This window comes from Pirellula sp. SH-Sr6A (assembly GCF_001610875.1).
Lineage (GTDB): Bacteria > Planctomycetota > Planctomycetia > Pirellulales > Pirellulaceae > JBKCUI01.
The window spans coordinates 4,082,772-4,104,797 of record NZ_CP011272.1 but is presented as its reverse complement, the minus strand read 5'-3'; the positions used below and the strand labels follow the sequence as shown (position 1 = coordinate 4,104,797).

13 protein-coding genes are annotated in these 22,026 nt (G+C 54.5%); 8 read left to right on the top strand and 5 right to left on the bottom strand.

Going from position 1 to position 22,026, the window contains the following annotated elements; translation table 11 throughout:
• Positions 1-16: 16 nt before the first annotated feature.
• Together VN12_RS15635 and recQ are read right to left on the bottom strand one after the other, a co-directional pair.
• Positions 17-1,195 carry an exo-beta-N-acetylmuramidase NamZ domain-containing protein gene (locus VN12_RS15635; protein ID WP_146677711.1) on the bottom strand — a complete coding sequence of 393 codons (1,179 nt, stop codon included), beginning with the start codon at positions 1,193-1,195 and terminating at the stop codon, positions 17-19.
• A gap of 93 nt (positions 1,196-1,288) precedes the next feature.
• A complete protein-coding gene (recQ, locus tag VN12_RS15630; RefSeq protein WP_146677710.1) occupies positions 1,289-3,541 on the bottom strand; it encodes a DNA helicase RecQ in 2,253 nt (750 codons plus the stop codon).
• Positions 3,542-3,778: 237 nt separating this feature from the next.
• On the opposite strand from recQ, the gene VN12_RS15625 reads away from it, so the two are divergent.
• The 6 genes from VN12_RS15625 (at position 3,779) to VN12_RS15600 (ending at position 12,462) form a co-directional block, all read left to right on the top strand.
• A complete protein-coding gene (locus tag VN12_RS15625) occupies positions 3,779-4,807 on the top strand; it encodes a zinc-binding dehydrogenase (protein WP_146677709.1) in 1,029 nt (342 codons plus the stop codon).
• 168 nt (positions 4,808-4,975) lie between these two features.
• Positions 4,976-5,953 carry an ABC transporter ATP-binding protein gene (locus tag VN12_RS15620; RefSeq protein ID WP_146677708.1) on the top strand — a complete coding sequence of 326 codons (978 nt, stop codon included), beginning with the start codon at positions 4,976-4,978 and terminating at the stop codon, positions 5,951-5,953.
• Between the two features lie 39 nt (positions 5,954-5,992).
• On the top strand, positions 5,993-8,311 hold the full coding sequence (locus VN12_RS15615) for an ABC transporter permease (RefSeq protein WP_146677707.1): 2,319 nt from the start codon (positions 5,993-5,995) through the stop codon (positions 8,309-8,311).
• Positions 8,312-8,370: 59 nt separating this feature from the next.
• Entirely contained in the window at positions 8,371-10,104 is a 1,734-nt protein-coding gene (locus VN12_RS15610) for an Hsp70 family protein (protein WP_146677706.1), read from the top strand.
• 3 nt (positions 10,105-10,107) lie between these two features.
• Positions 10,108-10,806 carry a hypothetical protein gene (locus tag VN12_RS15605; RefSeq protein WP_146677705.1) on the top strand — a complete coding sequence of 233 codons (699 nt, stop codon included), beginning with the start codon at positions 10,108-10,110 and terminating at the stop codon, positions 10,804-10,806.
• A 30-nt stretch (positions 10,807-10,836) separates the two neighbouring features.
• Entirely contained in the window at positions 10,837-12,462 is a 1,626-nt protein-coding gene (locus tag VN12_RS15600) for a J domain-containing protein (protein ID WP_146677704.1), read from the top strand.
• Positions 12,463-12,501: 39 nt separating this feature from the next.
• Here the strand turns inward: VN12_RS15600 and VN12_RS15595 are convergent, their stop codons facing one another.
• A complete protein-coding gene (locus VN12_RS15595) occupies positions 12,502-13,032 on the bottom strand; it encodes a hypothetical protein (RefSeq protein WP_146677703.1) in 531 nt (176 codons plus the stop codon).
• Between the two features lie 93 nt (positions 13,033-13,125).
• On the opposite strand from VN12_RS15595, the gene VN12_RS15590 reads away from it, so the two are divergent.
• Both VN12_RS15590 and VN12_RS15585 read left to right on the top strand, forming a co-directional pair.
• Positions 13,126-15,294, top strand: a complete 2,169-nt coding sequence (locus VN12_RS15590; RefSeq protein WP_146677702.1) for a M3 family metallopeptidase — start codon at positions 13,126-13,128, stop codon at positions 15,292-15,294.
• A gap of 187 nt (positions 15,295-15,481) precedes the next feature.
• Positions 15,482-17,953 (top strand): hypothetical protein, encoded by a 2,472-nt coding sequence (locus tag VN12_RS15585; RefSeq protein ID WP_146677701.1) that lies wholly within the window; start codon positions 15,482-15,484, stop codon positions 17,951-17,953.
• On the opposite strand, the gene VN12_RS15580 is transcribed toward VN12_RS15585, so the two are convergent.
• Both VN12_RS15580 and VN12_RS15575 read right to left on the bottom strand, forming a co-directional pair.
• Positions 17,950-18,960, bottom strand: a complete 1,011-nt coding sequence (locus VN12_RS15580) for an AAA family ATPase (protein ID WP_146677700.1) — start codon at positions 18,958-18,960, stop codon at positions 17,950-17,952. The genes VN12_RS15585 and VN12_RS15580 overlap by 4 nt on opposite strands.
• A 14-nt stretch (positions 18,961-18,974) precedes the next feature.
• Positions 18,975-22,019, bottom strand: coding sequence for a VWA domain-containing protein (locus VN12_RS15575; RefSeq protein ID WP_146677699.1), 3,045 nt, complete (start codon positions 22,017-22,019; stop codon positions 18,975-18,977).
• Between the last annotated feature and the right edge of the window lie 7 nt (positions 22,020-22,026).

Sequence of the window (22,026 nt, the reverse complement as noted above, 5' to 3'; positions counted from 1 at the left end):
GGACGACAGCTAGACATTAGGGGTACAGCCAGAACGGTCGAAGCTCATGGCGGAACGCTTGTTCCTCCTCTTCCCATACACTTGCGATTTCCTCCCAAGGAACTTCAGCTTCGATCGCCAACCGCTCGCGATCCGATCCAAATAGCAAATCGATCGCGATGGGATTCTCCACGAATTCATAGATTTCGGTGCGCCATCGAAATTGCTCGATCGATTGGCGACGCATGGATTGCAAGAGCGCTAAACCAACTCGAACGGGTCGAAAATCGGCGCGATCGAGAACGTGGATTTGCACTCCACCACAATCGCTATTGGCGTGTTTCTGAAATGTCGGTCGGAAACAAACCGGTCGAAAATAAACACCGGGTATCCCCTGAGCGTTCATTTCTTCCGCCAAACGGGAAGCATCGATCCACGGTGCGCCACAGATTTCAAATGGTCGGGTAGTCCCTCTCCCTTCGCTCAAAAGGGTTCCTTCGAACAAGCACTGCCCCGGATAAACCAATGCCGTGTCGAGAGTCGGCATATTCGGCGAAGGCATCACCCACGGCATGCACGTTTCGTCTGCGTAACGATCCCTCTCCCACCCCTGGCATCGCACAACCTGCAAAAGCTCACCGGGCAACCCAAGTTTATCCGCATAAAAGTGCGCCAATTCGCCCATGGTCATACCATGGCGCACCGGGATGTTATGCGCACCGACAAAACTTTCATAGCCCGGCCGCAATACAGGACCTTCGACCTCCAAACCGCCCAAAGGATTGGGGCGATCAAGGATCATCACGGGGAGTCCCATCGGCAACGCGACTTGCATGCAATACAACATCGTCGCTTGGAACGTATAGAATCGAGTCCCGATGTCTTGCAAATCGATCACCAGAACATCCAAGCCTTCGAGGGACTCTTTGCTGGGATGCAAACTCGCGACATCCTTGCCGTACAAACTCACCACGCGTGTAACGGTCCTGGATTCCTCTTCCGTGACACCGATCAAGTCCTGTGCTTGGCCATGCAAGCCGTGCTCGGGCCCGAAGATGGCTGACAATGTCAACGGGGCTTCCGCGAATCGCTCGAGCGAACTTCGCAACGTGCGATCGACAGCCGCTGGATGGGTAACCAACCCAACTCGCTTGCCCCGCAACGGCTGAAACTCCTCGTCGATCAAAACATCCAACCCGCTTTTCACTGAAACCATCTATTCACTGTCTTGCCGTTTTGGTTTTTAGAAAAAGGAAGATCGCCAAATGGTTGAACCATTCGAAATCCTACTGCTCACCCCGTGACGGATTTAGCGACCGACCTGCGACCCTTGAAACGATAACACGATGCGGATCGTTTCGTAATCCACCGTCCCCTTCAAGTATTCGAAGATGGGCTTCAGACGATCGGCCTGCGTCACCCTGGCCGCCTCCAACACCTTCGCCTCCACGTCGCGACTCACCCAAGGCTCGATGCTCTCGCAGGGTTCGGATTCCAGCCACTCAACCAGATATTTCGCAATGGTGCTCTTCGAGAGCTTCAGGGCAGTCGCGACCGCGTCGATCGACTCCTTGCGCCGAAAGTATTTCCTCGCATCTTGCTGTCTCCCTGGAATGACTTCGGGAGGAGCACCCACCGATCCCGCCCCAACGCCCCGCGAATCACTCGCGCGGATATCGCTGAGCACCCGAACATCGCGATTCAACGATCTCTCCGCGGAGATTCGTTCGATGCATGCAAAAAAGGCTTCGCCGTATGCCTTGCATCGCGACTCACCCATGCCATGAATCGATCTCAATCCGTCCCGTGAACTGGGACGGACCGCCGCCATCTCCAAAAGGGAGCGATCGTTGACGATCACATACGGGGGTAAGTTCGCGTCTGATGCAAGCTGCTTTCGAACTTGCCTCAACGCCTCGAAAAGGGACGGATCGGCAGCTTCGGTGAGCAAATTCGCGGTTTGCGTCTGGTTGATTTTCTTCGGAGCCGATCGCAGCAAAATGGGGGTGACGGTGCCTCGCAGAACTCCCTTTGCGTCGCTTCCAAGCTTCACAATGGGGAACTCGCCTGCCTCGATCCGCAACATCTGCTGACCTACTAACTGATAGACCCAATCTTGGATCTGCTCCTTCGTGTGGCCTTTCAAGATACCGTAGGTACTCAATTGATCATGCTTGCGCGCTCGCACCTCTTTCGTGTTGGCTCCGAGCAAAACTTCGGTGAGGTATTTCACCCCGAATCGCTCGTCGATGCGAAAGACGCAGGACAGGATTTTCTGGGCAACCTCTTTGGCTTCATGGATGCAATCGGTTTCCCCAAGACAGACATCGCACGCGCCGCACGACGGCCTAGGATAGGTCTCGGCAAAGTATTCGACCAACGCTCGGTGCCGGCACTTGGGAACTCGACAGTAATTCACCATATCTTCCAAATGCTGCAACGTGGACTGCAGGATCGCTTCGTCGGCGTGGGCATCCAACAGACTCTTCTCGGTCAGTCTTCGGATGGTGATGGCATCGGCCGCGGAAAAGAACAAGGTGCAGTCGGCGGGAAGCCCATCTCGTCCTGCGCGGCCCGTCTCTTGTTGGTAGTGCTCGATCGATTTCGGCATCGCCGCGTGCACGACGAACCGAACATTGGAACGATCGATCCCCATCCCAAAGGCGACCGTCGCGACCACCACGTCCACGGTCTCGCCGACAAAGGCCTCCTGGGCTCGCTTCCGTTCTTCGTGGGTCATACCAGCGTGGTACCCGACCGCTGAGATTCCCTTCGAGACAAGGTACGCTGCGTGCTCCTCGACATCTCTGCGACGCATGCAATAGACGATTCCGCCGGTCCCTCGCGCTCGATCGCAAATCTCGTAGACCTGCGTGAACAAGTTCTCGCGAGGGATAATGCGGTAATTCAAATTGGGGCGATCAAAGGAGCTGACGAGCACATTGGGATCGCGCAGCTGCAGTTGTGCCACGATGTCCTGCCGCACACGTTGTGTGGCCGTCGCGGTGAACGCGTGGATCGCGGCTTTGGGAAAACTGCCACGCAGTTGACCCAGTTGTCGATACTCAGGACGAAAATCGTGCCCCCATTGGGACACGCAGTGGGCCTCGTCGATGGCAAACGTATGGGGCGGATACTCCGAGAGAAAGCGAAGGAAGTCGTTGGTCAACAAACGCTCCGGTGACACGAACAGCAACCTCGCTTCGCCGGAACGGACCAAACGGGCAGCTTCCCGTTTTTCTTCGGCGTTCAACGTGCTATCGACTCGCACCGCGCACACTCCCACCGATCGCAACGCGTCGACTTGATCTTTCATCAATGCCAACAACGGAGAAACGACAACCGTCAATCCACCGGAGTAGACCGCAGGCGCTTGATAACAAAGCGACTTGCCACCCCCAGTCGGCATAACGACCAGCGTATCGCGTCGTTGCAAAATCGATTCGACTGCATCGCGCTGCGATGGCCTAAGAGAATCGTAACCCCAGACTTTCATCAGCATCTGGGAGAAGGCGGATTCGGTGACGATGGAATCCACGGGAAGAGCGGGCGTGCTACTCATGTTTTTTGTCCTTCGAGTTTTACATTGCAAGAAACCTGTCAAAGCGAATACAACTCTGTATCCCGACAGAGTTCATACCTAAAAGTGTATCGAAATCGAAGCCGCAAATCGACCGGCAGCGACAAAGTTCCCGGCATATGCTTTAATAGCTCGCCGGTTTCCAAAACCGGTTTCACCCAGTTTGCTCCTTGCTTGCTCCTTGTTTTCCTCCCCCTCGCTGCCGTTGGATCCCCCGCTATGTCGACTTCTCCTGCCGTCGTGAATTTCGCACCCCAAAAGGGCTCCGTTGAGATCCGAGAAATCGAAACTCCCAACATCGGAGATGAAGACGTCTTGCTCGAGGTAAGCAACGTGGGAGTATGCGGCAGCGATCTCCACCAATGGACCGCCGACCACTCCTGGCCCGTCAACTACCCCGTGGTATTGGGGCACGAGTTCGGTGGCACGATTGTGGAAAAGGGCTCGCGCGTTGTCGGTTGGGATATTGGAGATCGAGTCGTTAGCGAAACCGCTGCGATCATCGACCCCAACAACCCGATGAGCCGGCAGGGGCGGTACAACCTCGATCCCACTCGTAAAGGATTCGGGTATGGTGTCCATGGTGCCATGACGCGTTACGTCCGAGTCCCATCGCGAATTTTGCATCATGTTCCCGACCATCTTCCCTTTGAGCAAGCATGCCTCACCGAACCATGTTGTGTCGCGTATAACGCCGTGGTTAAAAACGCCCACATCGAACCGGGGGATCGCGTCGTCGTCCTCGGACCTGGCACCATCGGTATTCTCTGCGCTGCGATGGCGAGACTTTGCGGTGCCGAGGTAGCCATTGTCGGCTTGGAAGCGGATCGTCATCGTTTGAACATCGCCGCCGAGAACTACGGTTGCATCCCCATCATCGGCGACGCGAAGGCTTGGGCGATGGAACGCGACGGCATGGGAGCCGACGGAATTATCGACGCGGCGGGTGCGAGCATTACGTTGAAAATTGCCCTGGATCTCGTCCGGCCCGCCGGCTGGATTAGCAAGGTCGGTTGGGGCCCTCAACCACTCGGTTTCAACATCGATCCCTTGGTGCAAAAGAATGTTCGCCTGCAGGGAAGCTTCAGCCACCACTGGGCGATTTGGGAACGGGTAATCGCCATCCTTGCTAGCGGCCAACTCAACGTTCGCCCGATCATCGGCGGAGTCTGGCCCATCGAGCAATGGCACGAGGCATTCGAGAAGATGCATTCCGGCGAGGTCGTGAAGTCCGTACTCAAACCGTAGGCGATTCGCCATGGTAGAAACTCGGTGGGAATAGACGGCTTTTGATTTCCGCAGCCTTTTCTTTCTGATAGGATTCTCGAGGACGTCTTCAAGACGTTCCCCAAGAATTCGTGACCCTCGACGAATTCGAATCGCAATTCTCGTCTCCACTCGATCGATGGGTACCCTATGGCTGCAGCCATCTCTGTTGAGCAACTTTCTAAGACCTACAGCGAAGGCATCTTGTTTCGCAAACATCACAAGGCGCTTCAAAACGTCAGCCTGGATGTCCGAAACGGTGAAGTCTTCGGACTCCTCGGCCCCAACGGCGCCGGCAAAACGACCTTGATCAAGATCCTCCTCGGCATCCTCCACCCGAGCAAAGGAAAGGCGACCGTCCTCGATATGGAGGCCGGAAGCAAAGCGGCTCGACGGAAAATTGGCTACCTTCCCGAGAACTTGATCTTCCCCCGACACCACACCGGTCGCAGCGCCCTGTACTTCTACGGCCGCCTCAGCGAATTGACCGATTCTCAAATCGCCGCCCGCGAGCGTGAAGTCTTCGACATGGTCGATCTGACCGGTCGGGAACACGAACCGGTTCGCCGCTACTCGAAAGGGATGAGACAACGGTTGGGGCTAGCCCAAGCCCTTTTGCATGATCCCGAACTGCTCATTATGGACGAACCCACCGACGGCCTCGATCCGATGGGACGATCGCAAATCCGGGACTTGCTCACCCGCCTCAAAGCGCGCGGAAAGACGGTCTTCCTCAACAGCCACATCCTGCAAGAGGTCGAACTTATCTGCGATCGCGTCGCGATCATGGCATTGGGACAACTGCGAGGCCAAGGCCCCATCGATGAACTGATTCGCCAAAACCCGCTCGCCCAACAAGGTGCGGTGATCCTCGAACTGCAATGCCCCGAAGGAACATCGATCGAGGCATTCTTCTCCCAGACCCATCCAGTCAGTATCGTCCCCCTTTCGGAGACCGAGCGCGTCTATCGCGTGGAATTGAGTTTGCCCGATCAGATTTCCTTGGACCATTTGATCGACCGCCTCCGAACCCAACAAATCAGCATCTTGGCCGTCGAGCGATTCCGACCGAGCCTAGAACAAGTCTTCATGAGCTTCGTAGGTTCTGTTCCTCCCCACTTACGATAACGCCCCGAACAAAATCCCCGGACCTCATCTTCTGTACCTATGAAACCCTATATTGCCGTTCTCTACGACAGCTTCTTAGAGTCCATTCGCTCTCGCGTCCTGTGGATGCTCCTGGCCGCTTGGACATTGCTCTTAGCTGCCCTCTTTCCGTTGACTATTTCGTCGACGGAGAGCTATCGCATCGCGCGCCGTACCTTCTCGTCGGAGAATAGCGCCAAAGCCATTATGGACTCGCTCGCCGATGCGTCCGCGGGCAAAGGTTCAAAAGCAGCTCGGGCCATCTACGCGAAACTTAGCGAAGAATTCCAAACCATGCTCCAACAGCGCAAAGAGAGCGATCGCAAGATCGCAATCGGATCGCTGCTGGAAGAACTCAATCGATTGCTCACCATCGAAGACCTCTACGACGCAGAAGCTTGGCCCACCGCCGAACGACGCAAAGAGATCAAGGAATTGGTGGAGAAACCCGCCCTCAGCGAAAGCGAACGAGAACGGCTCAATCGCCGACTCATCGATCTCGCGTTTCCGAACCGACTCAGCTCGTCGGACGGCCAAGCCACTTTGATCACTTGGGCCAACATACCGCTCGGCCAACCTCTACCTCTGTCAATCGATGGGTTACGCCCCATCATCGAGAGAACCATATTCCCGTTGGTTATGCGAGTTGGGCTGGGAATCGCAGCGATGCTGATCGCAATCATCATCACCAGCCCCATGATCCCTGACATGTTTCAAACAGGCTCTCTCCATCTATTGCTCAGTAAACCCATCTCTCGGAGCCTCCTCTTTCTCACCAAGTTCACGGGCGGTTGTATCTTTGTCGCCGTCAATATCGTCTACCTCCTGATCGGTCTCTACTTATTTGCCGGCTTACGACTTGAGATTTGGAACACCGGAATACTCTGGTGCATCCCTTTGTTCGTTTTTATGTTTATGGTTTACTACTCGGTTTCGTCGCTCGTCGGACTGATCTGGAAAAACCCGATCATCTGCGTTGTCGTCACCGCCGTTTTCTGGGCGGTTTGCTTTGGTGTCGGGACGATCCATTTCTTCTTCGATGTGGCGATCAATATCCAACCCCAGGCCACTCGCATCTATGCGATGAACGACACGGTGGTGATGGGGAACGCCCAAGGACGGCTGCTTATTTGGGATGCAAAGGAATCGATCTGGCGCACGGCCTATGGTGAAGTCGACGGTCAGCAACTACTCGGTCCTGTATGGCTCCCCGAACAGAAGAATCTTTACTTCGCTCGGATCAATGCCACTCCCTTCGGCTTGGGCAGAACCTTCGATACGAAACTTGAATTCGCGAGACTCCCCGATGTGGCCGATGCCAACGATAAAACCTTTCGCTCGAAACCTTGGGCAGATGGCCGAATCGATAGCGGTCCCGAGCTCCCCAGCAGTCCCACGCAAATCATCCCTTGGAAAGATTCTCTCGCCGTCGTGACTCGAGATGGGCTTTTCGCCTTTGACCCAACCAAGAGCGCCAGTGAAGAAACGCAATTTCCGGGTTTGTCGTCCATGTTCCAAGCCTTCGGGGTAAACACAAACAAAGCCGTCTCAGCCTTCCGACCCATTTTGAAAGGGACAGAATTCGGGAAGTCATTCGATCTGTCGGTATCCCCCTCCTTTGCGACGATTTGTTCGATCAGCAATGGGGAAGTAACCATTTGGAAGGAGTCGGAAAAGGAATTTGAATTGCAAAGCTCCTTCCCACTCGAGGGCGACAAAAGCCTTGTCAGTTTGATCGCCTGCAACGACCAAATCGCCATCGTTTGCCCGAACGGCGAAGTTCCTATACTCGTCGATGTCGCCAGAAAGGAAGTCGCTGGCAAACTGGATCAACTCGGGCGAACGTCGATCAAACAGATGCGTGTCGACGCCGAGGGACGATTTGCGCTTTTGGACCAAGACGGATCGGTATGGATCGTTTCCTCCGATGGCAAGTCGCTGGAAAAGCCCCGACTAACCGGACAAGGTGCCGTGCTAGCCATCGCATTCGCACCAGACAATCAACTCTGGGTATCGCATCACGTCACGCAAGCGGATCGATGGGATTTGAACGCAACCCGCTCGACAGCCGCCGTTCGACCTTCATTAACCGGGCTCGAGATGGCCTTCCGTTATCTGATTGATCCTTTTTACCTGCTCAATCCGAAACCCGCTGCAGTCAATCAAACCATCGAGTACATGTTGGTCAAACCCAATAACAAGGCACTGGCGCTAAGTGCCGATGATTTGAATCGGCCCAAGGAACAATTGGATCCTTGGCAGCCGATCTACAGTAACACCGCATTCATCCTCGTCATCCTCGGAGTCAGCTGCTGGTATCTTTATCGACAAGACCTCTAGGACAAATCATAATGTCATTCATCGCGATGACGAACTTGCCTTTTGCGTGAACCACCCCGATGTCGAACGTTATTGGAATCGACCTAGGTACGACCCATTCCCTGTGCGCGGTTTTTCGAGAGTCCGGCCCCGTTCTTATCCCCAATTCGCACGGTGGATACCTCACCCCCTCGGTCGTCGGGATGTTGGAATCGGGGGAGATCGTCGTCGGGAGCGCGGCAAAGGAGTTGCGTGTTACCCACCCCGAACGAACCGCCTCCTGCTTCAAACGCTACATGGGCTCCGACCGAAAGATTCAGGTTGGGCCAAAAACCTTTCAACCCTACGAGCTCAGCAGTCTTGTACTGAAATCGCTGGTAGCCGACGCAGAGAACTTCCTGGGTGAAGAGGTCACCGAAGCGGTCATTACCGTTCCAGCCTATTTCCATGACCACCAACGGCAGGCGACCAAAATCGCAGGCGAGCTTGCCGGCCTGCGCGTGCGGAGGATCATCAATGAACCGACGGCAGCAGCGCTGGTGTATGGATTTCATGCCCGTGACCAAGAACGCCAGCTATGTGTGATCGATCTCGGCGGCGGTACGTTTGATGTGACTGTCATGGAGGTCTTCGAAGGGACTTTGGAGATTCGCTCCACCGCCGGGGAAAGCATGCTCGGTGGCGAAGACTTCACCGACCGCATCGTCTCAGCCGTCCTCCATCACGAGAAACTTCAACTCGAGATTGCAGAACTAAAACAACCCCTCCGCGTCGCTCGTCTGCGCGTGGAATGCGAACAGGCCAAACGAAAACTCACCGCCGAGGAAGTCGTTCGGATTCGATTGCCCGACCTCGATGGGTCCATCCCGGAGAATCCAAAGGAGTTCCGAGTCGATCGACAAACGTTCGCGCGTTTGAGCGAAACCCTGATGAAGAGGATCTCGACTCCGATCGATCGAGCGCTGCGCGATGCCAGTCTTTCACCCGGAGAAATTGATGACGTCCTGCTTGTCGGTGGAGCAACCCGAATGCCTGTTTTGCAGGACTATGTCCGATCCTATTTCGGCAAGCCGGCGATCATGGAACACAACCCCGATGAAGTCGTCGCGCTCGGAGCCGCCATCCAAGCAGCCTTAATCGAAAACGATGCTGCAGTAAACGATCTCGTGATGACGGATGTATGCCCCTTCACACTCGGCGTCGAAATCGCAAAAGAGTTCGGAGGCCAAACCACTGCAGGCTACTTTTATCCCATCTTGCATCGCAACAGCACGATCCCTATTTCCCGTGAGGAAGTCTTCTACACCGTTTCACCGAATCAGAAGCAAGTCGAGGTTAGGGTATACCAAGGGGACGCCAGAAAGATCGTTGACAATATTGCATTGGGCTCGCTTTCGGTGAAGGACATCGCTCCAGGACCAGTTGGGCAACCGATTCACATTCGGTTCACCTACGACTTAAATGGCCTGCTCGAAGTGGAGGCCTACTCGGCGGGCGGTAAAAAACATCGCACTGTTTTGACCAACCATGTCCACGGCCTCAATGAAGATCAAATACGCGATGCCGTCGAGCGACTTCAAGCCCTGAAGATCTACCCTCGCGAGAATTTGGAATATCAAAAACTCGCTCGGTTCTGCGAGCGTATGCTGGGGGAAATCAATCGAGATGAACGAAAACAGCTTGATCGTGCACTGGACTATTTCGAGGAAGCGATGGCGTCGTGTGACAAAGAAGAATGCGAAAGAGCCGAGAGGGTGGTGCGAACGGTCCTCGAGGAACTGGGTATTGAATACTTCGAGAACGACGACGAGTAGTGAATGATTAGCGAACGAGAACGCGATTACTTGCAGACAACACTCCGCATGAACCCGATGTTCGAGTCAGGGGAACTTTTGACGCTTCGTCGAACCCTCCTGCAAAAAGAACGACTGGATCACGAAGACGCTATCGCCAACGACGATCGACGCACCCAACGGGACGCACTTCGAGCCCACATCCGAATCATCCAACGCGACTTTTGGAAACTGCCTATCGATCAGCTTGACCAACTAATCGGCGCGTTGGAGACCAAAAACTTTCCTGAACTCGGACCGGTTGCGAATCGATTGCGAACAGTCGCCAAGTGCCGAGTAGACTTTCCGAAACTAGGACAAACCCCAGGTATGGATATGGGTTTGTTCAACGCATTCAAAACCATCGTGGTCCTGCCTCCCGGAGATGCTGTCCGCGTCAAATCGCAATTCGCTCGATCCATACCAGACAAAAAGCATCTCAAAGCAATTCAAAAAGGGGTGCAAGTAGTCCAGAGAGAGTTTCCCCATCTGATGGAATTGGAAAAGGATTGGTTTACCACGCTTTCCAATATGACCCGAGTGAGTGCGACTGCTCAATCGAACGCGACGGGGTTGGAGTCGGTCAAGAATGCACTCTCATCGATCTTCGAACTCCCATGGTACACCTGGTGGATCGCTGCGATGGTGATCAAAGCGATTCTCCTTACGACGCAACGTCCATAACAAGGCCCAAAGAGGAAAGAGCGATTCAGTATGGCTGCGGACGACGTGCATTGGGACCGATTGCCAAACGACCCAACAGGCTTTTTTGACCTGCCCAACGGCTTCGACCGCAAAGATCTTAAACGCTCGTACGGCCGCCTGATTCGCATCTATAAACCGGAGACACACCCGGCAGAATTTCAGCGAATTCGCGAAGCGTACGAAAGTCTGGAAACAGAGCTTCGATACGGTGTGACTCGCGAGCTCGAACGAGAAAAAAGTTCTGCATGGGAAATTGAAAAGCAACCTTCGACAGGAGACCAGACACACCCCACCCACGCGACAAACCAACTAGACGTCCCTCCGCCCCCCGTCGCTCCGAACGTTGAAGTAGAACCAGAAGCGTACTACAAACATCTCATCCGATCACAAACAAAATCCCCTCGAGACTACTTTGAGTTGGCCATTCTTTCCGACCTCCTCGATCGGGAAGACCCACAACGTTTCTTGAAGTGGTTGCTGACGGGACTCAAGCAATATCCCACGGACCCCGGATTGCTTCGACTGGTACGAGAACATTTGACGACCGACGTGGACACCGATTCTGCATTCTCCATTCTGGTGACTTTGAGCAAGATCGTTCCCCCCAACGCATTCTTCCCAACCAGCGAACCTCTCTGGGAGAGAATCTATCGCGAAGTCCCATTCGCCAAGGTATCGCGATGGCTCGAGGCATGTGAATCCAACTTCCAGCAGCGGCTGACCATCCATCATTTGATCTTCTACATCCACAGCCTCAAGCGACTGGCTTGGACGGCAAATTGGGACTGGATCCAGGAGAAGTGGCAATGGATCCAGTCTCACGGAAGCGAGATCCCAAACGGTTTCGATCAGGACCTAGAGTTCTTGGAATTGCTTCTCGACTACATCCAGATTGACAGGGAAAAGATCGGAGAGAATTCGATCCGGCAGTGGATCGACGACATGCTTCGAGCCTATTGCATGGATCCCTGGATCGTCGCGGCGGGAAAGATCGCGGAGGCGCAAGATGAGATCGCTCGCAGCAACCAACGCTTCATGGAAACATTTCCAGCTTTGAATTCCAAGGATGATTATCGTGTACTGCTTCTCACGCAAATGGCGGCTTGGGACGCGATGGATCAACTCAATTTATCTCTATCCGACCAAACATCTCCGTCGCTCATGAGGCAAGCGGACTTGGCCGTCGCCGAGCTTCGCAAAGAATACGAACTGCTCGAACGGAGCCTTACTCGGATGGAAAACCAGAAGGTTGTACTCCCATTTTATGGCGTCATGCTCGTCCCATTGCTCTTGGCTTGGGGGATCGGCGGCAACGGTACATTTGCCATGTTGAGCATCTTCTGGATTTTAGGCATCAGCCTGTGCTACATCACTTTCTTCAAACGACGCGTTGTGAAGCCTTGGGTGGAAAAGAAAGCGAGAGAGATGTGCTTCGATGCGTACGAAAAAATGTTTCGTCCTCGTCTTTTCATGTATATCCAAGGCAGTCGCGTCACCCCGAGCGCCGCAGCCGAGTGCTTAAAGGAATCCGCACACCAAACAGGTTCGGGGAATGTGATCGACGTAATCTTCACCTACGCGGCAGGGGATATGGGATTGCGAGGATACCACGTCGCGCAATGCTTCCTTCACTAACCGTTGGCCCACTCGAACCGTCTTCCTCGAAAGTTCGGATCAATTCGAGTTGTAAGCGATATACATCACTCCTGATCGATAATAGACTCGCAATTGTTTGCCATTCGGAGCGGGCTCGGTGGCATACGTCCTCTCTGGGTTATCGAGTTTCAGTTTCTCACCATCGTTAACTTGCATCCCGTTCTCCACGGCACGGAGGTGCCAAGCGTGCGAGGCGACCCAACGGTCCAGATTCTCCGGATCCATTCGATAGGAGGCATAGAGACGATAGAAACTCGGCTCGTACGTCAAACATTGTTCGCTCGGCAGAGCATCGTTTTGCCACCGATGCCAAACCGCAAAGACGGACGGCAGGTAAGAATCCAAGCAAAAGACTCCCAGAAAAAACCATATGGGTATCGCGACGAATGCAATAGTTCCCCACCCCACACGCCAGACCTTCAGGATGGCCGCCAAGAGCAGCGCAACTCCGTAGGTCGCCCCGAGAATGGCCATCATCGAACAAAGATAAATCAGACCAAGGTTCATATCGTTTCGGAGGGAGGCGATCCTGGTATTTTCCGCTATCATTGAATCATTCCGATCCGGAGTTTCTTGGGGCCGGATTGCTATGGTCGATTCTATCAACGTTTACGTCACTATCCCAGAAGGAGTTTCGCCGTGATGCGAGGTCGAATTATCCGGTTGCTCGCAGCAGCCACCCTGTTGCCATCCCTTCCTTCCTTCGCCCAAGACTTGATTCAACCCAACTTGAAACTGCCATCCACCCTTCGTTTTGCTTCTATGACCAACTCCAACCCTCTGATGGTTCCCAGCTCCCTACCCCATTTGGCACCCGAGTTTGGCAAGATCCAGGACGAGCACTTCCTCCCGGCCTTCGATGCGGGCATGCGGGAACAAATCGAACAGGTCGAAGCGATCGCAGAGACGAAGGCGGCTCCCACTTTCGAAAATACGCTGGTCGCATTGGAGAAAACCGGTGAGATGCTGCGCCGCGTCCAAGCCATCTTCTTTAACTTGGCATCCGCTCACACCAACGAAAAGATCCAGTCGATCGAAGAGGAAATCGCCCCCAAACTGGCCTCCCACTACGACGATATCTACCTCAACAAAAAACTGTTCACCCGTGTTGAAACGCTTTGGAACAATCGCCAGTCCTTTCGCGACTGGAATGAAGAACAGCAACGACTGCTAAAGGAATACTACGAAAGCTTCGTCCGCGCAGGAGCCAAACTCAACGATCAAGAGCAAAAGAGAATCCGCGAGATCAATGAACGTCTTTCGTCCTTAACGACGCAATTTCAGAACAACCTGCTGGCCCTTACTAAGGAGCGTTCGGTCTGGATCGACGATGCCGCCCAATTGAAAGGCATGTCGGACGGGGACATAGCGGCAGCCGCTGAAGCGGCCAAAGAGAAAGGTCGCGAAGGGAAGTACCTGCTCACGATCACCAACACCACGCGTCAACCGGTTCTCATCTCTTTGAAGAATCGCGACACGAGAAAGAAAGTATGGGAGGCCTCCGCCAATCGAGGGCTGGGAGAAAATGGTGGTCTCGACAACCGTCCTTTGGTGCTGGAGCTGGCGAAGCTCCGAGCCGAACGAGCGAAAATCCTGGGGTACGCGAGCCATGCAGCGTTTACGCTAGAGAATCAGATGGCGGCGACACCGCAAGCCGCTTTCAAAATGCTGCAGGATTTGGTGCCAGGCGTTGTTTCGAAAGCGAAAGCGGAAGCAGTCGAGATCGCTGCCGCCATGAAAAAGGATGGAATTGCAGACGACGTACAGCCTTGGGATTGGGAGCACTACGCGGAGAAGGTACGGGCAGAGAAGTACGAGGTCGACGAGAGCTTGATCAAGCCCTATTTCGAATTGGAGAATGTGCTTCACCAAGGTGTTTTCTACACGTTTGGCAAGCTCTACGGAGTCGAGTTTCGGGAACGAAAGGATTTACCGGTCTATCATCCTTCGGTGCGCGTTTTCGATGTCCTTTCGAAGGACGGAAAGCAGATCGGTCTCTTTTACGCCGACTACTACCAGCGTGACTCCAAGCGCGGTGGGGCCTGGATGGACGCGTTCGTCAATCAATCAAAACTGCTTCATCAACTGCCGGTGGTCGTCAATGTGATGAATATCCCCCAGCCTGCAGCCGGGGAGCCAACGCTACTGAGCCTGGACCACGTTATGACCATGTTCCACGAGCTCGGTCATGGAGTGCACGGTCTCTTCTCGAACGTGGAGTACCCCTTGCTCTCCGGTACGTCGGTACCTCGTGATTACGTCGAGTTTCCATCAACCTTCCATGAAGATTGGGCCATCGATCCCGAGGTCTTGGCAAACTACGCCAAGCACTACAAGACAGGCGAATCGCTTCCGATCGATCTTCTTAACAAGAGTATTCTCGCGAACAAATTCAACAAAGGCTACGAGACCTTGGAATACCTCTCGGCTGCGTTGCTCGATCTAGGATGGCATTCAGTAGGGTCCGACACTTCGATTTCAGATGTCGAGTCGTTCGAGCGCGAACTGCTGGCGCGGTATGGCGTCGACTACAAACCCGTTCCACCTCGCTACCGAACCTCCTATTTCGCCCACGTTTGGTCAGGTGGCTATTCGGCAGGCTACTACGCCTATCTCTGGAGCGAAGTCCTGGCTGCGGACGCCTTTGCCCACATGCGGGCCAATGGTGGCCTCACGCCCGAAAATGGTCGAAAGCTTCGAGAAACGGTTTTGTCTCGCGGCGGATCCCGGGAAGTCATGAAGCAGTACATCGATTTCCGTGGCAAAGAACCGACTGTCGACGCATTGCTGGAGCGACGCGGACTCAAGTAATTTGCAGCAATCGACGGAGATCGAGCAAAAAAGCAGAACCGAGCGCCTCAGCGAGATGTACAGTCAGAAAGGCCAAGGAATTGTCCTTGGCCAAGCGACAGGGGTACTCCAGGTCGCTCGATAGCGATTGTCGGAGCTGTAGCGATGAATCCGACAGCGATGGCGTGAAGAGTCCGTTGAGGTTTTTATGCAGACCAGATCGAATCCGTTGGCAAAGAGGTGCTGGACGGCAATCGTCGCACTCGCGGGCACGCTAGCCGTCCCTTCGTATTCTCTCGCACAGAACCGCGTCTACTTCACCCTCAACAACGGCATTACGATTGGCCCGGCTCTCCGGTCCGATATTGAATCGATCAAAAAGGAGGCTTCCATCAACAGCAGTGCGATGGGGGGTGCCAAGGTGATCGTGGAAGCGGACGACGATTTGCGCCGTATCTACTTCCACCGGATGCAGATCACCGACGGAAACAACGAACGATGGACCATCGCTCGGCCTCAGGTCAAGATCGAGTTGCCCAACAAAGATCGGGCCGCCGACACCCGCCGCTCACAGCCCATCACCGCCTTTGCGGAAACACCGCAACCCTTTGAGTTCAGCGATCTCGGACGTCGCTTCTATCGATTTAGCGATGGCAAGATTGCGGTCCAAGGGATCACGGAAATCGCACCGAGCTATGTCCGGGTCGAAGGTCTACAAGGTGCCGAAGGAGACTTTGCGTGGGATATGCGACTCTCTCTCGACGCCATCCCCCCCGAAACTCTCCGAGCCATCCTCTTGCGAAACGCAGACCCGACCAAAGCGCGTTCGTACCTGGATATTGTCGAACTCTACGAGACAGCTAAACGCTACACCGAAGCCCGCGAGATGCTGGTCTACGCGATGCAAAAATTCCCAGAGCTTGAGAACAATCGCTCCAGCTTGAAACGCTACGACCAGTTGGCGGCCGATCAGCTTTTCACGATTGCCGACATCGCAAAACGTCGCGCGGGTCAGCACACATTCGCCAAACGGGTACTGGACAGCTTCGACTACGAACTCCTATCCCTCGAGACCAAACTAAAGGTGGAGCGTCAGAAAGAACTGATCGCCGAAGAGAAGAACGAACTCGACACTGTCATGCAGTGGATTCGAGAGGATTTGGATCAAATCAAAGATCCAACCATCCAGTCGGAATTGAAACCGCTCGCCGACGAAATCCAGCGATTCTTGACTCCGGACACGTCAGAACGGTTCGCCGACTATCGCCGATTAAGGCAGAATACGAAACCGGAATTGAGAGCCGCATTAGCCATTGGCGGCTGGATCTTCGGTCCCGGTAGCGCCGATGACAACATTTCGCTCATCGCATCGGCGGTCAAGGCCCGGCAGATCATCCAGGACTACTTGGGTGCACCGACTCGCAACGATCAATTGCTGGAGGAGCTAGCGAAGCTGGAGGCGGGAACACCTCGGTACGCTTCAAAAATCGTTGCCTACATGGCGCCACCGGTCGTAACTCCCGATGCGAACATCTACCCCTTTCGTTCGATCCCGGACCCTAATCAGCCCGAACAGATCGCTGAGACCGTTGTTCCAGGACGCTACCTCCTGGAGGTCCCATTGCGAGGTCGATTGCAGGGTCAGTCAGCATCCTATCTCGTTCAGCTTCCCCCTGAGTACAACCCCTACCGCCGCTACCCGTGCGTGGTCACGATGCACGGGGACATTTCCACCCCCGAGGATCAAATCAATTGGTGGTGCGGACCGGTCGACCCTTCCAATCAACGCTGTTGGGGAGAGGCCTCGAAAAACGGCTACATCGTGATCGCTCCTAGTTGGGGCCGAACGACGATGCCGAACTACAACTATACCGAAGACGAACATATGTTCGTCCTGAGCTCGCTGTTCGATGCCAAGCGGCGCTTCAGCATCGATACCGATCGCGTCTTTTTATCGGGGCATGAATCGGGTGGTACCGGCGCCTGGGATATCGCCCTTGCTCACCCTGACCTTTGGGCGGGTTGTCTCGTCGTATGTGGCACCGTCGACAAATATGTCAAACAGTATTGGCCCAACACGCGATACGTCCCGTTTTATTTCGTCGATGGAGAGCTCACCGCAATCGCAACGCGGGAAGGGATCAAATCGCACCACATGGCGAATGAACGCGTCTGGGATAATCTCTTAAAGGACCGCAACTACGACGTGATGATTTCCCTCTATCGCGGTCGCGGACTTGACCATTTTCAGGACGAAGCAGCCCGCATGATCGAGTGGATGAACGCCCCAGGTCATGTACGAAAATTTGCCCCCGATCGATTTGAGGTGAAGACCGCAAGGCACGGAGATCGCTATTTCTGGTGGTTTGAGACCGAGCAGCTCTTTGCAGACAAACTAGTCCACCCGCTCCTCTATCGCGACGGATCGGAGTACAAAATCGAAAGCCGAATTCTCAAGGAATCCAACACCGTCGACTTGGAAATCGTCCCCGCAGATCGCTACACGGTGAACCTGACATCCGATATGGTCGACATGACCCAAGTCATCACCGTTCGACACAAAGGGGGACCAACGAAGCGAATCGAACCCAAGTTCGATTCGAAGACATTGCTGCGCGATGTCCGAGAGCGGGCCGATCGGCAGCATCCCTTCTGGGTTCGAATCGACATGCCTCGCTAATTCAAATCGTCGGCTCGTTCGGAGACTTTCTCCAAAATATCGAGCAATACGCGATCGGTATCAATCCCCTCGGCCTGGGCCTCAAAGTTCAATAAAACCCGATGCCGCATGGCCGGCAAATAAACACGTCGTATATCTTCAAAGCTGACATTGTATCGGCCATCGAGCAATGCCCGAACCTTGGATGCCAATGCGATGGTCTGAGCCCCGCGAGGACTGGAGCCCCATCGTATGTATTGATTGGTGATGTCGGGTGCCAACTTCCCTCCCGGATGTGTCGCGAGAATGAGTCTGGCTGCATAATCTTGAACGTGCTTCGCCAGAACAACCTGCCGCACCAAAGCCTGCCAATGGCGAATCTCTTCGCCATCCATCACCTTTTCAGGCTTGATCACCTCTCCACGCGTGGTCCGATCGATGATGGTATTGAGCTCTTCCCGCGAGGAATATCCCACCACCAACTTGAAAAGAAACCGGTCCAATTGCGCCTCCGGCAATGGATAGGTTCCTTCTTGTTCGATCGGGTTTTGCGTTGCCAGTACGAAGAAGGGCTTTTGAAGCTCGTAGCGATGCCCAGCGACGGTAACCGTTCCCTCTTGCATCGTTTCAAGCAAAGCGGATTGGGTCTTCGGAGTGGCTCGGTTGATTTCATCCGCTAGACAGATCTGTGTGAAGATCGGCCCCCGCTGGAATTGAAATTCGCGGCGTCCATCGTTCTCCACGATCATATTGGTCCCGAGGATATCGGAGGGCATCAAGTCGGGTGTGAACTGAATCCGGTTGAAGTCGAGCGACAAGGTCTCCGAGAGCGTCTTGATCAACATCGTCTTACCAAGCCCCGGTACTCCTTCGAGCAAGCAATGGCCGCCGACAAACATCGCGGTCAAGACGCCGTTGACGATGTCATCGTGTCCCACGATGACGCGGCCTATCTGCTCGCGAACAGCGGCGTAGCGATTGCGAAAGCGATCGGCTTCTTGTTGCATCGATTCAGCGACATTACTCATGGAGTCCTCGGTCATCAGGGTTGTTTCTTCGCTTTGCGTTTCGCTTCTAACAGCCGAGAAGTATAGCTAGTTTCTTCTTCGGGCTGCATCGACGGAGCAGAGGCGGACGGGGCATGGGGAGAAGGCGATTGGGGCGATGATGGATTGAACAGATCTTTAGCACTGGACGATTCAGAGTCCAACACCGTTTCGGAGAAAGTCGTATTGGCAATTTGACGATTCATGTCATCGGCAACACCGCTCTTGCTCGAACGGAGTCTCTCCAAACTTTTCGCGCGTTGCACATCGACCTCGCGGATTTCTTTGCCCGAGAATCGGCTCGCCAGCTTCTGAATCGGCTGGATGAGATCGACCGCAACTCGGCGCACGAATACATCGGCAAAGAAAAATGTGGCTCCGATTGCGACTGCAAATGGCCAGACATCTTTTAAACTTTTCGCCGGAGGTAACCCGGGTCGATACGTATCCATTTCCACAATTCTTTCTATCGATTCGGTTTCGAGCGGCTCTTCCAAAAGCCCTCCCTCGCCGCCGACGGGTTGGTTTTCAGCAAGCTGACGTAGCAACCTCATATTCGCTTGGCGAACTCTATATTCATCAGAAAAGGGGATAGTGATCCCGGTCGTGATCGGTGGCTTATTCGGCCCCGGAATGACACTCAACATGTAGCTGCCCGCTTGCTCGGGCACCATCTCTCCGACATAGCGACCGGGGGCGGTTTGTTTCATCGCGACATTGACAGGCTTCAAATCGGGACCGACTGCAATGGCCCCCATATCGAGATAATTCAAAAAACCATCTTCGCTGTCGAGTGCCGTCACGACGATCTGGACTCGCCCATCCTTCATGTTCGTGGCAATGGAGTATTTTCCGTCGTCTGCCGAAGGTCGCATGACCCATCGGATCAATTGGGAGTAGAATTGATCATAGATCCCGGAATCGACCCAATCCTTGGCCCATCGATGCCCTGCGTCGGTCGAAACGACAGCCGTCCGGCCGAGGCCATACGTCCAAGTCGCCAGTATCGAAGCGTTCTCCTTTTCATCCGGCTTAGGAGAGAGAATCGGCACTTCGACGAGCGGGCTCTCCTTCAGCTCGGTGAATACGAAACCGCTGATCGGAGGGAGGTTGCGAGGCAGCCCCGACAGGATCTCATGCGGGGACTGGACATAAGGAGTCACGCCACCTTCGGGCTCGTACACCAAAGGCTTCGCGACGCGTCGCGCTTCGCGCATGAAGATTCGCGGTAAGGCATTCGGATTGGTGACCACGTAGTAATTGCCCCCCGTCTTGTTGGCAATCCGTTTCAGCTCCGCATGACCTGCGGGGCCGTGCGTCCCTACCGCAACGGTCGAAATTTTGATTTGAGCCGATACGTATCCGTTCAATACAGAGTTTGTAGCCTGCGCGGGATCGCCGTCGCTGATCACGATCATGTGTTTGAGCGAGGCGGGTACGACTTTAAGTGATGTGAGCGCCATGCTGAGAGAAGAGTCAAAATTCGGCATATCTCCTGGGGTCATGTTGTTGATTTTGGAACGCATGGCGGACCGGTTCTCTCCCACCTTAAGCATCCCCGTTTTTTCCCCCCATAGCCACTTGTCCCCCGACATGTCGTACTGGACAACTCCGCAATAATCCTGGGGACCGAGCGCATCGAGTGCCGCTTTGCCGATCATCTTCTGCCAGTAATTTCCACGTTCCATCTCGGACGCGTGCATGACCATGGCCAGGGCGCCCACGGCCTCGATCTTGTTGTTCTTGATCGCGAAGTTCACAGGCATGGCCTCCTCCAATTTGGAGTTGGTCCAACCTCCGGCACCGAATGCCTCTGGCCCTCCAATCATCACGATCCCCATCCCGAACTGCTGGACGCTCTGCACCAGCATGTTGATTTGCTCGTCACTGAACGCGACGACTTGTGTCGACTCGTCCCCCGTCGTGCGTGGGGTTCCGGCCAAGATAACCGCGTCGTAGCTCTGCAGCTCGATTAGACTCGTGAACATGGTCGACGTCGTCCGCGCGTCCACTTCTAAATCGTTTCGCCGAAGGGATTCGATCAAGTTCTGGTATTCCCCTGGACGGTTTGCATCCTCGATCAACATCACGCGTCCCTTGCCCCGTGCGTAGGTGAACGCCGTGGCTTTGTTGTTCTGTGGGATCGTATCGCTTGATTTGTCGTCCGGGATAAATTCCGCTTCGTAAACGAAACCTGCATTCGTCTCGATCTTGTGAGGAATCGGAATAACATTGGTGTCGCGATCGAGCTGGTAAGGGGCATCCGCGAGGACTTCGGTTTGATTACCGATTCGGCGCACCACCTTCAATCGACCGTCCACCGGCTCGTCGTTCCCCGACTCGTTATAGCGATTGATGACAACGCGGGCGTCGACGGTTTGCCCCTCGCGCACGAAACCGGGTATATCGATCTTCTCGACCAAGATCTCGGTATTCGAATCCAAACGGATCGGGACGACATCGATGCCGATCCCGTTTTCGGCCAAGCGCTGGGCAGTCGATTCGGCGGCCCCAAGCGTTTGATTGCCATCGGTGAGGATCACGATCCGCTTGGACGAATCTTCGAGAAAGCTAGCCTGTGCTAATTTGAGAGCGCTCTCCAAATTCGTAGCATCGGTCCTACCTATGTTCGCCTCAGGCCGTGAAATATTCGGCAAATCCTCGTCGAGGGGTGGAAGCTCGATCGACGCTTCTCGACCAAAGATAATAAGACCGGCGCGATCGTTGCGATTGGTCCGCCGATGCTTCTTCACACTTTCGATCGCATAGTCGAGCATCAACTGCCGTTTGGCAATCGGGATCGAGTCGCTCTGGTCCAGCAAATAAATGACCGTCAACCGATCGCTCGACCAGATCCATTGAACCCCAGCGATCGCAAGCACAATCAGCAGCAATACCACCGAACGGAAAACAAGGGCCAGCGATCGCCTCCATGGTCCCAAGCCGGCTAGGGAGCGTCGACCGATCCACCACGTGATTGGGATCACGACAAGCAGCAGGAGCGCCCACGGGGTTTCGAATCCGATTTCCATTCGTCCCATGATAGTG

Excerpts from the sequence above, each read along its gene's own strand:
- VN12_RS15625 (WP_146677709.1), top strand. The coding sequence starts at position 3,779 with ATGTCGACTTCTCCTGCCGTCGTGAATTTCGCACCCCAAAAGGGCTCC.
- VN12_RS15600 (WP_146677704.1), top strand. The coding sequence starts at position 10,837 with ATGGCTGCGGACGACGTGCATTGGGACCGATTGCCAAACGACCCAACA.
- VN12_RS15615 (WP_146677707.1), top strand. The coding sequence starts at position 5,993 with ATGAAACCCTATATTGCCGTTCTCTACGACAGCTTCTTAGAGTCCATT.
- VN12_RS15610 (WP_146677706.1), top strand. The coding sequence starts at position 8,371 with ATGTCGAACGTTATTGGAATCGACCTAGGTACGACCCATTCCCTGTGC.
- VN12_RS15590 (WP_146677702.1), top strand. The coding sequence starts at position 13,126 with ATGCGAGGTCGAATTATCCGGTTGCTCGCAGCAGCCACCCTGTTGCCA.
- VN12_RS15605 (WP_146677705.1), top strand. The coding sequence starts at position 10,108 with ATGATTAGCGAACGAGAACGCGATTACTTGCAGACAACACTCCGCATG.
- VN12_RS15635 (WP_146677711.1), bottom strand. The coding sequence starts at position 1,195 with ATGGTTTCAGTGAAAAGCGGGTTGGATGTTTTGATCGACGAGGAGTTT.
- VN12_RS15580 (WP_146677700.1), bottom strand. The coding sequence starts at position 18,960 with ATGAGTAATGTCGCTGAATCGATGCAACAAGAAGCCGATCGCTTTCGC.
- recQ (WP_146677710.1), bottom strand. The coding sequence starts at position 3,541 with ATGAGTAGCACGCCCGCTCTTCCCGTGGATTCCATCGTCACCGAATCC.
- VN12_RS15620 (WP_146677708.1), top strand. The coding sequence starts at position 4,976 with ATGGCTGCAGCCATCTCTGTTGAGCAACTTTCTAAGACCTACAGCGAA.
- VN12_RS15595 (WP_146677703.1), bottom strand. The coding sequence starts at position 13,032 with ATGATAGCGGAAAATACCAGGATCGCCTCCCTCCGAAACGATATGAAC.
- VN12_RS15575 (WP_146677699.1), bottom strand. The coding sequence starts at position 22,019 with ATGGGACGAATGGAAATCGGATTCGAAACCCCGTGGGCGCTCCTGCTG.
- VN12_RS15585 (WP_146677701.1), top strand. The coding sequence starts at position 15,482 with ATGCAGACCAGATCGAATCCGTTGGCAAAGAGGTGCTGGACGGCAATC.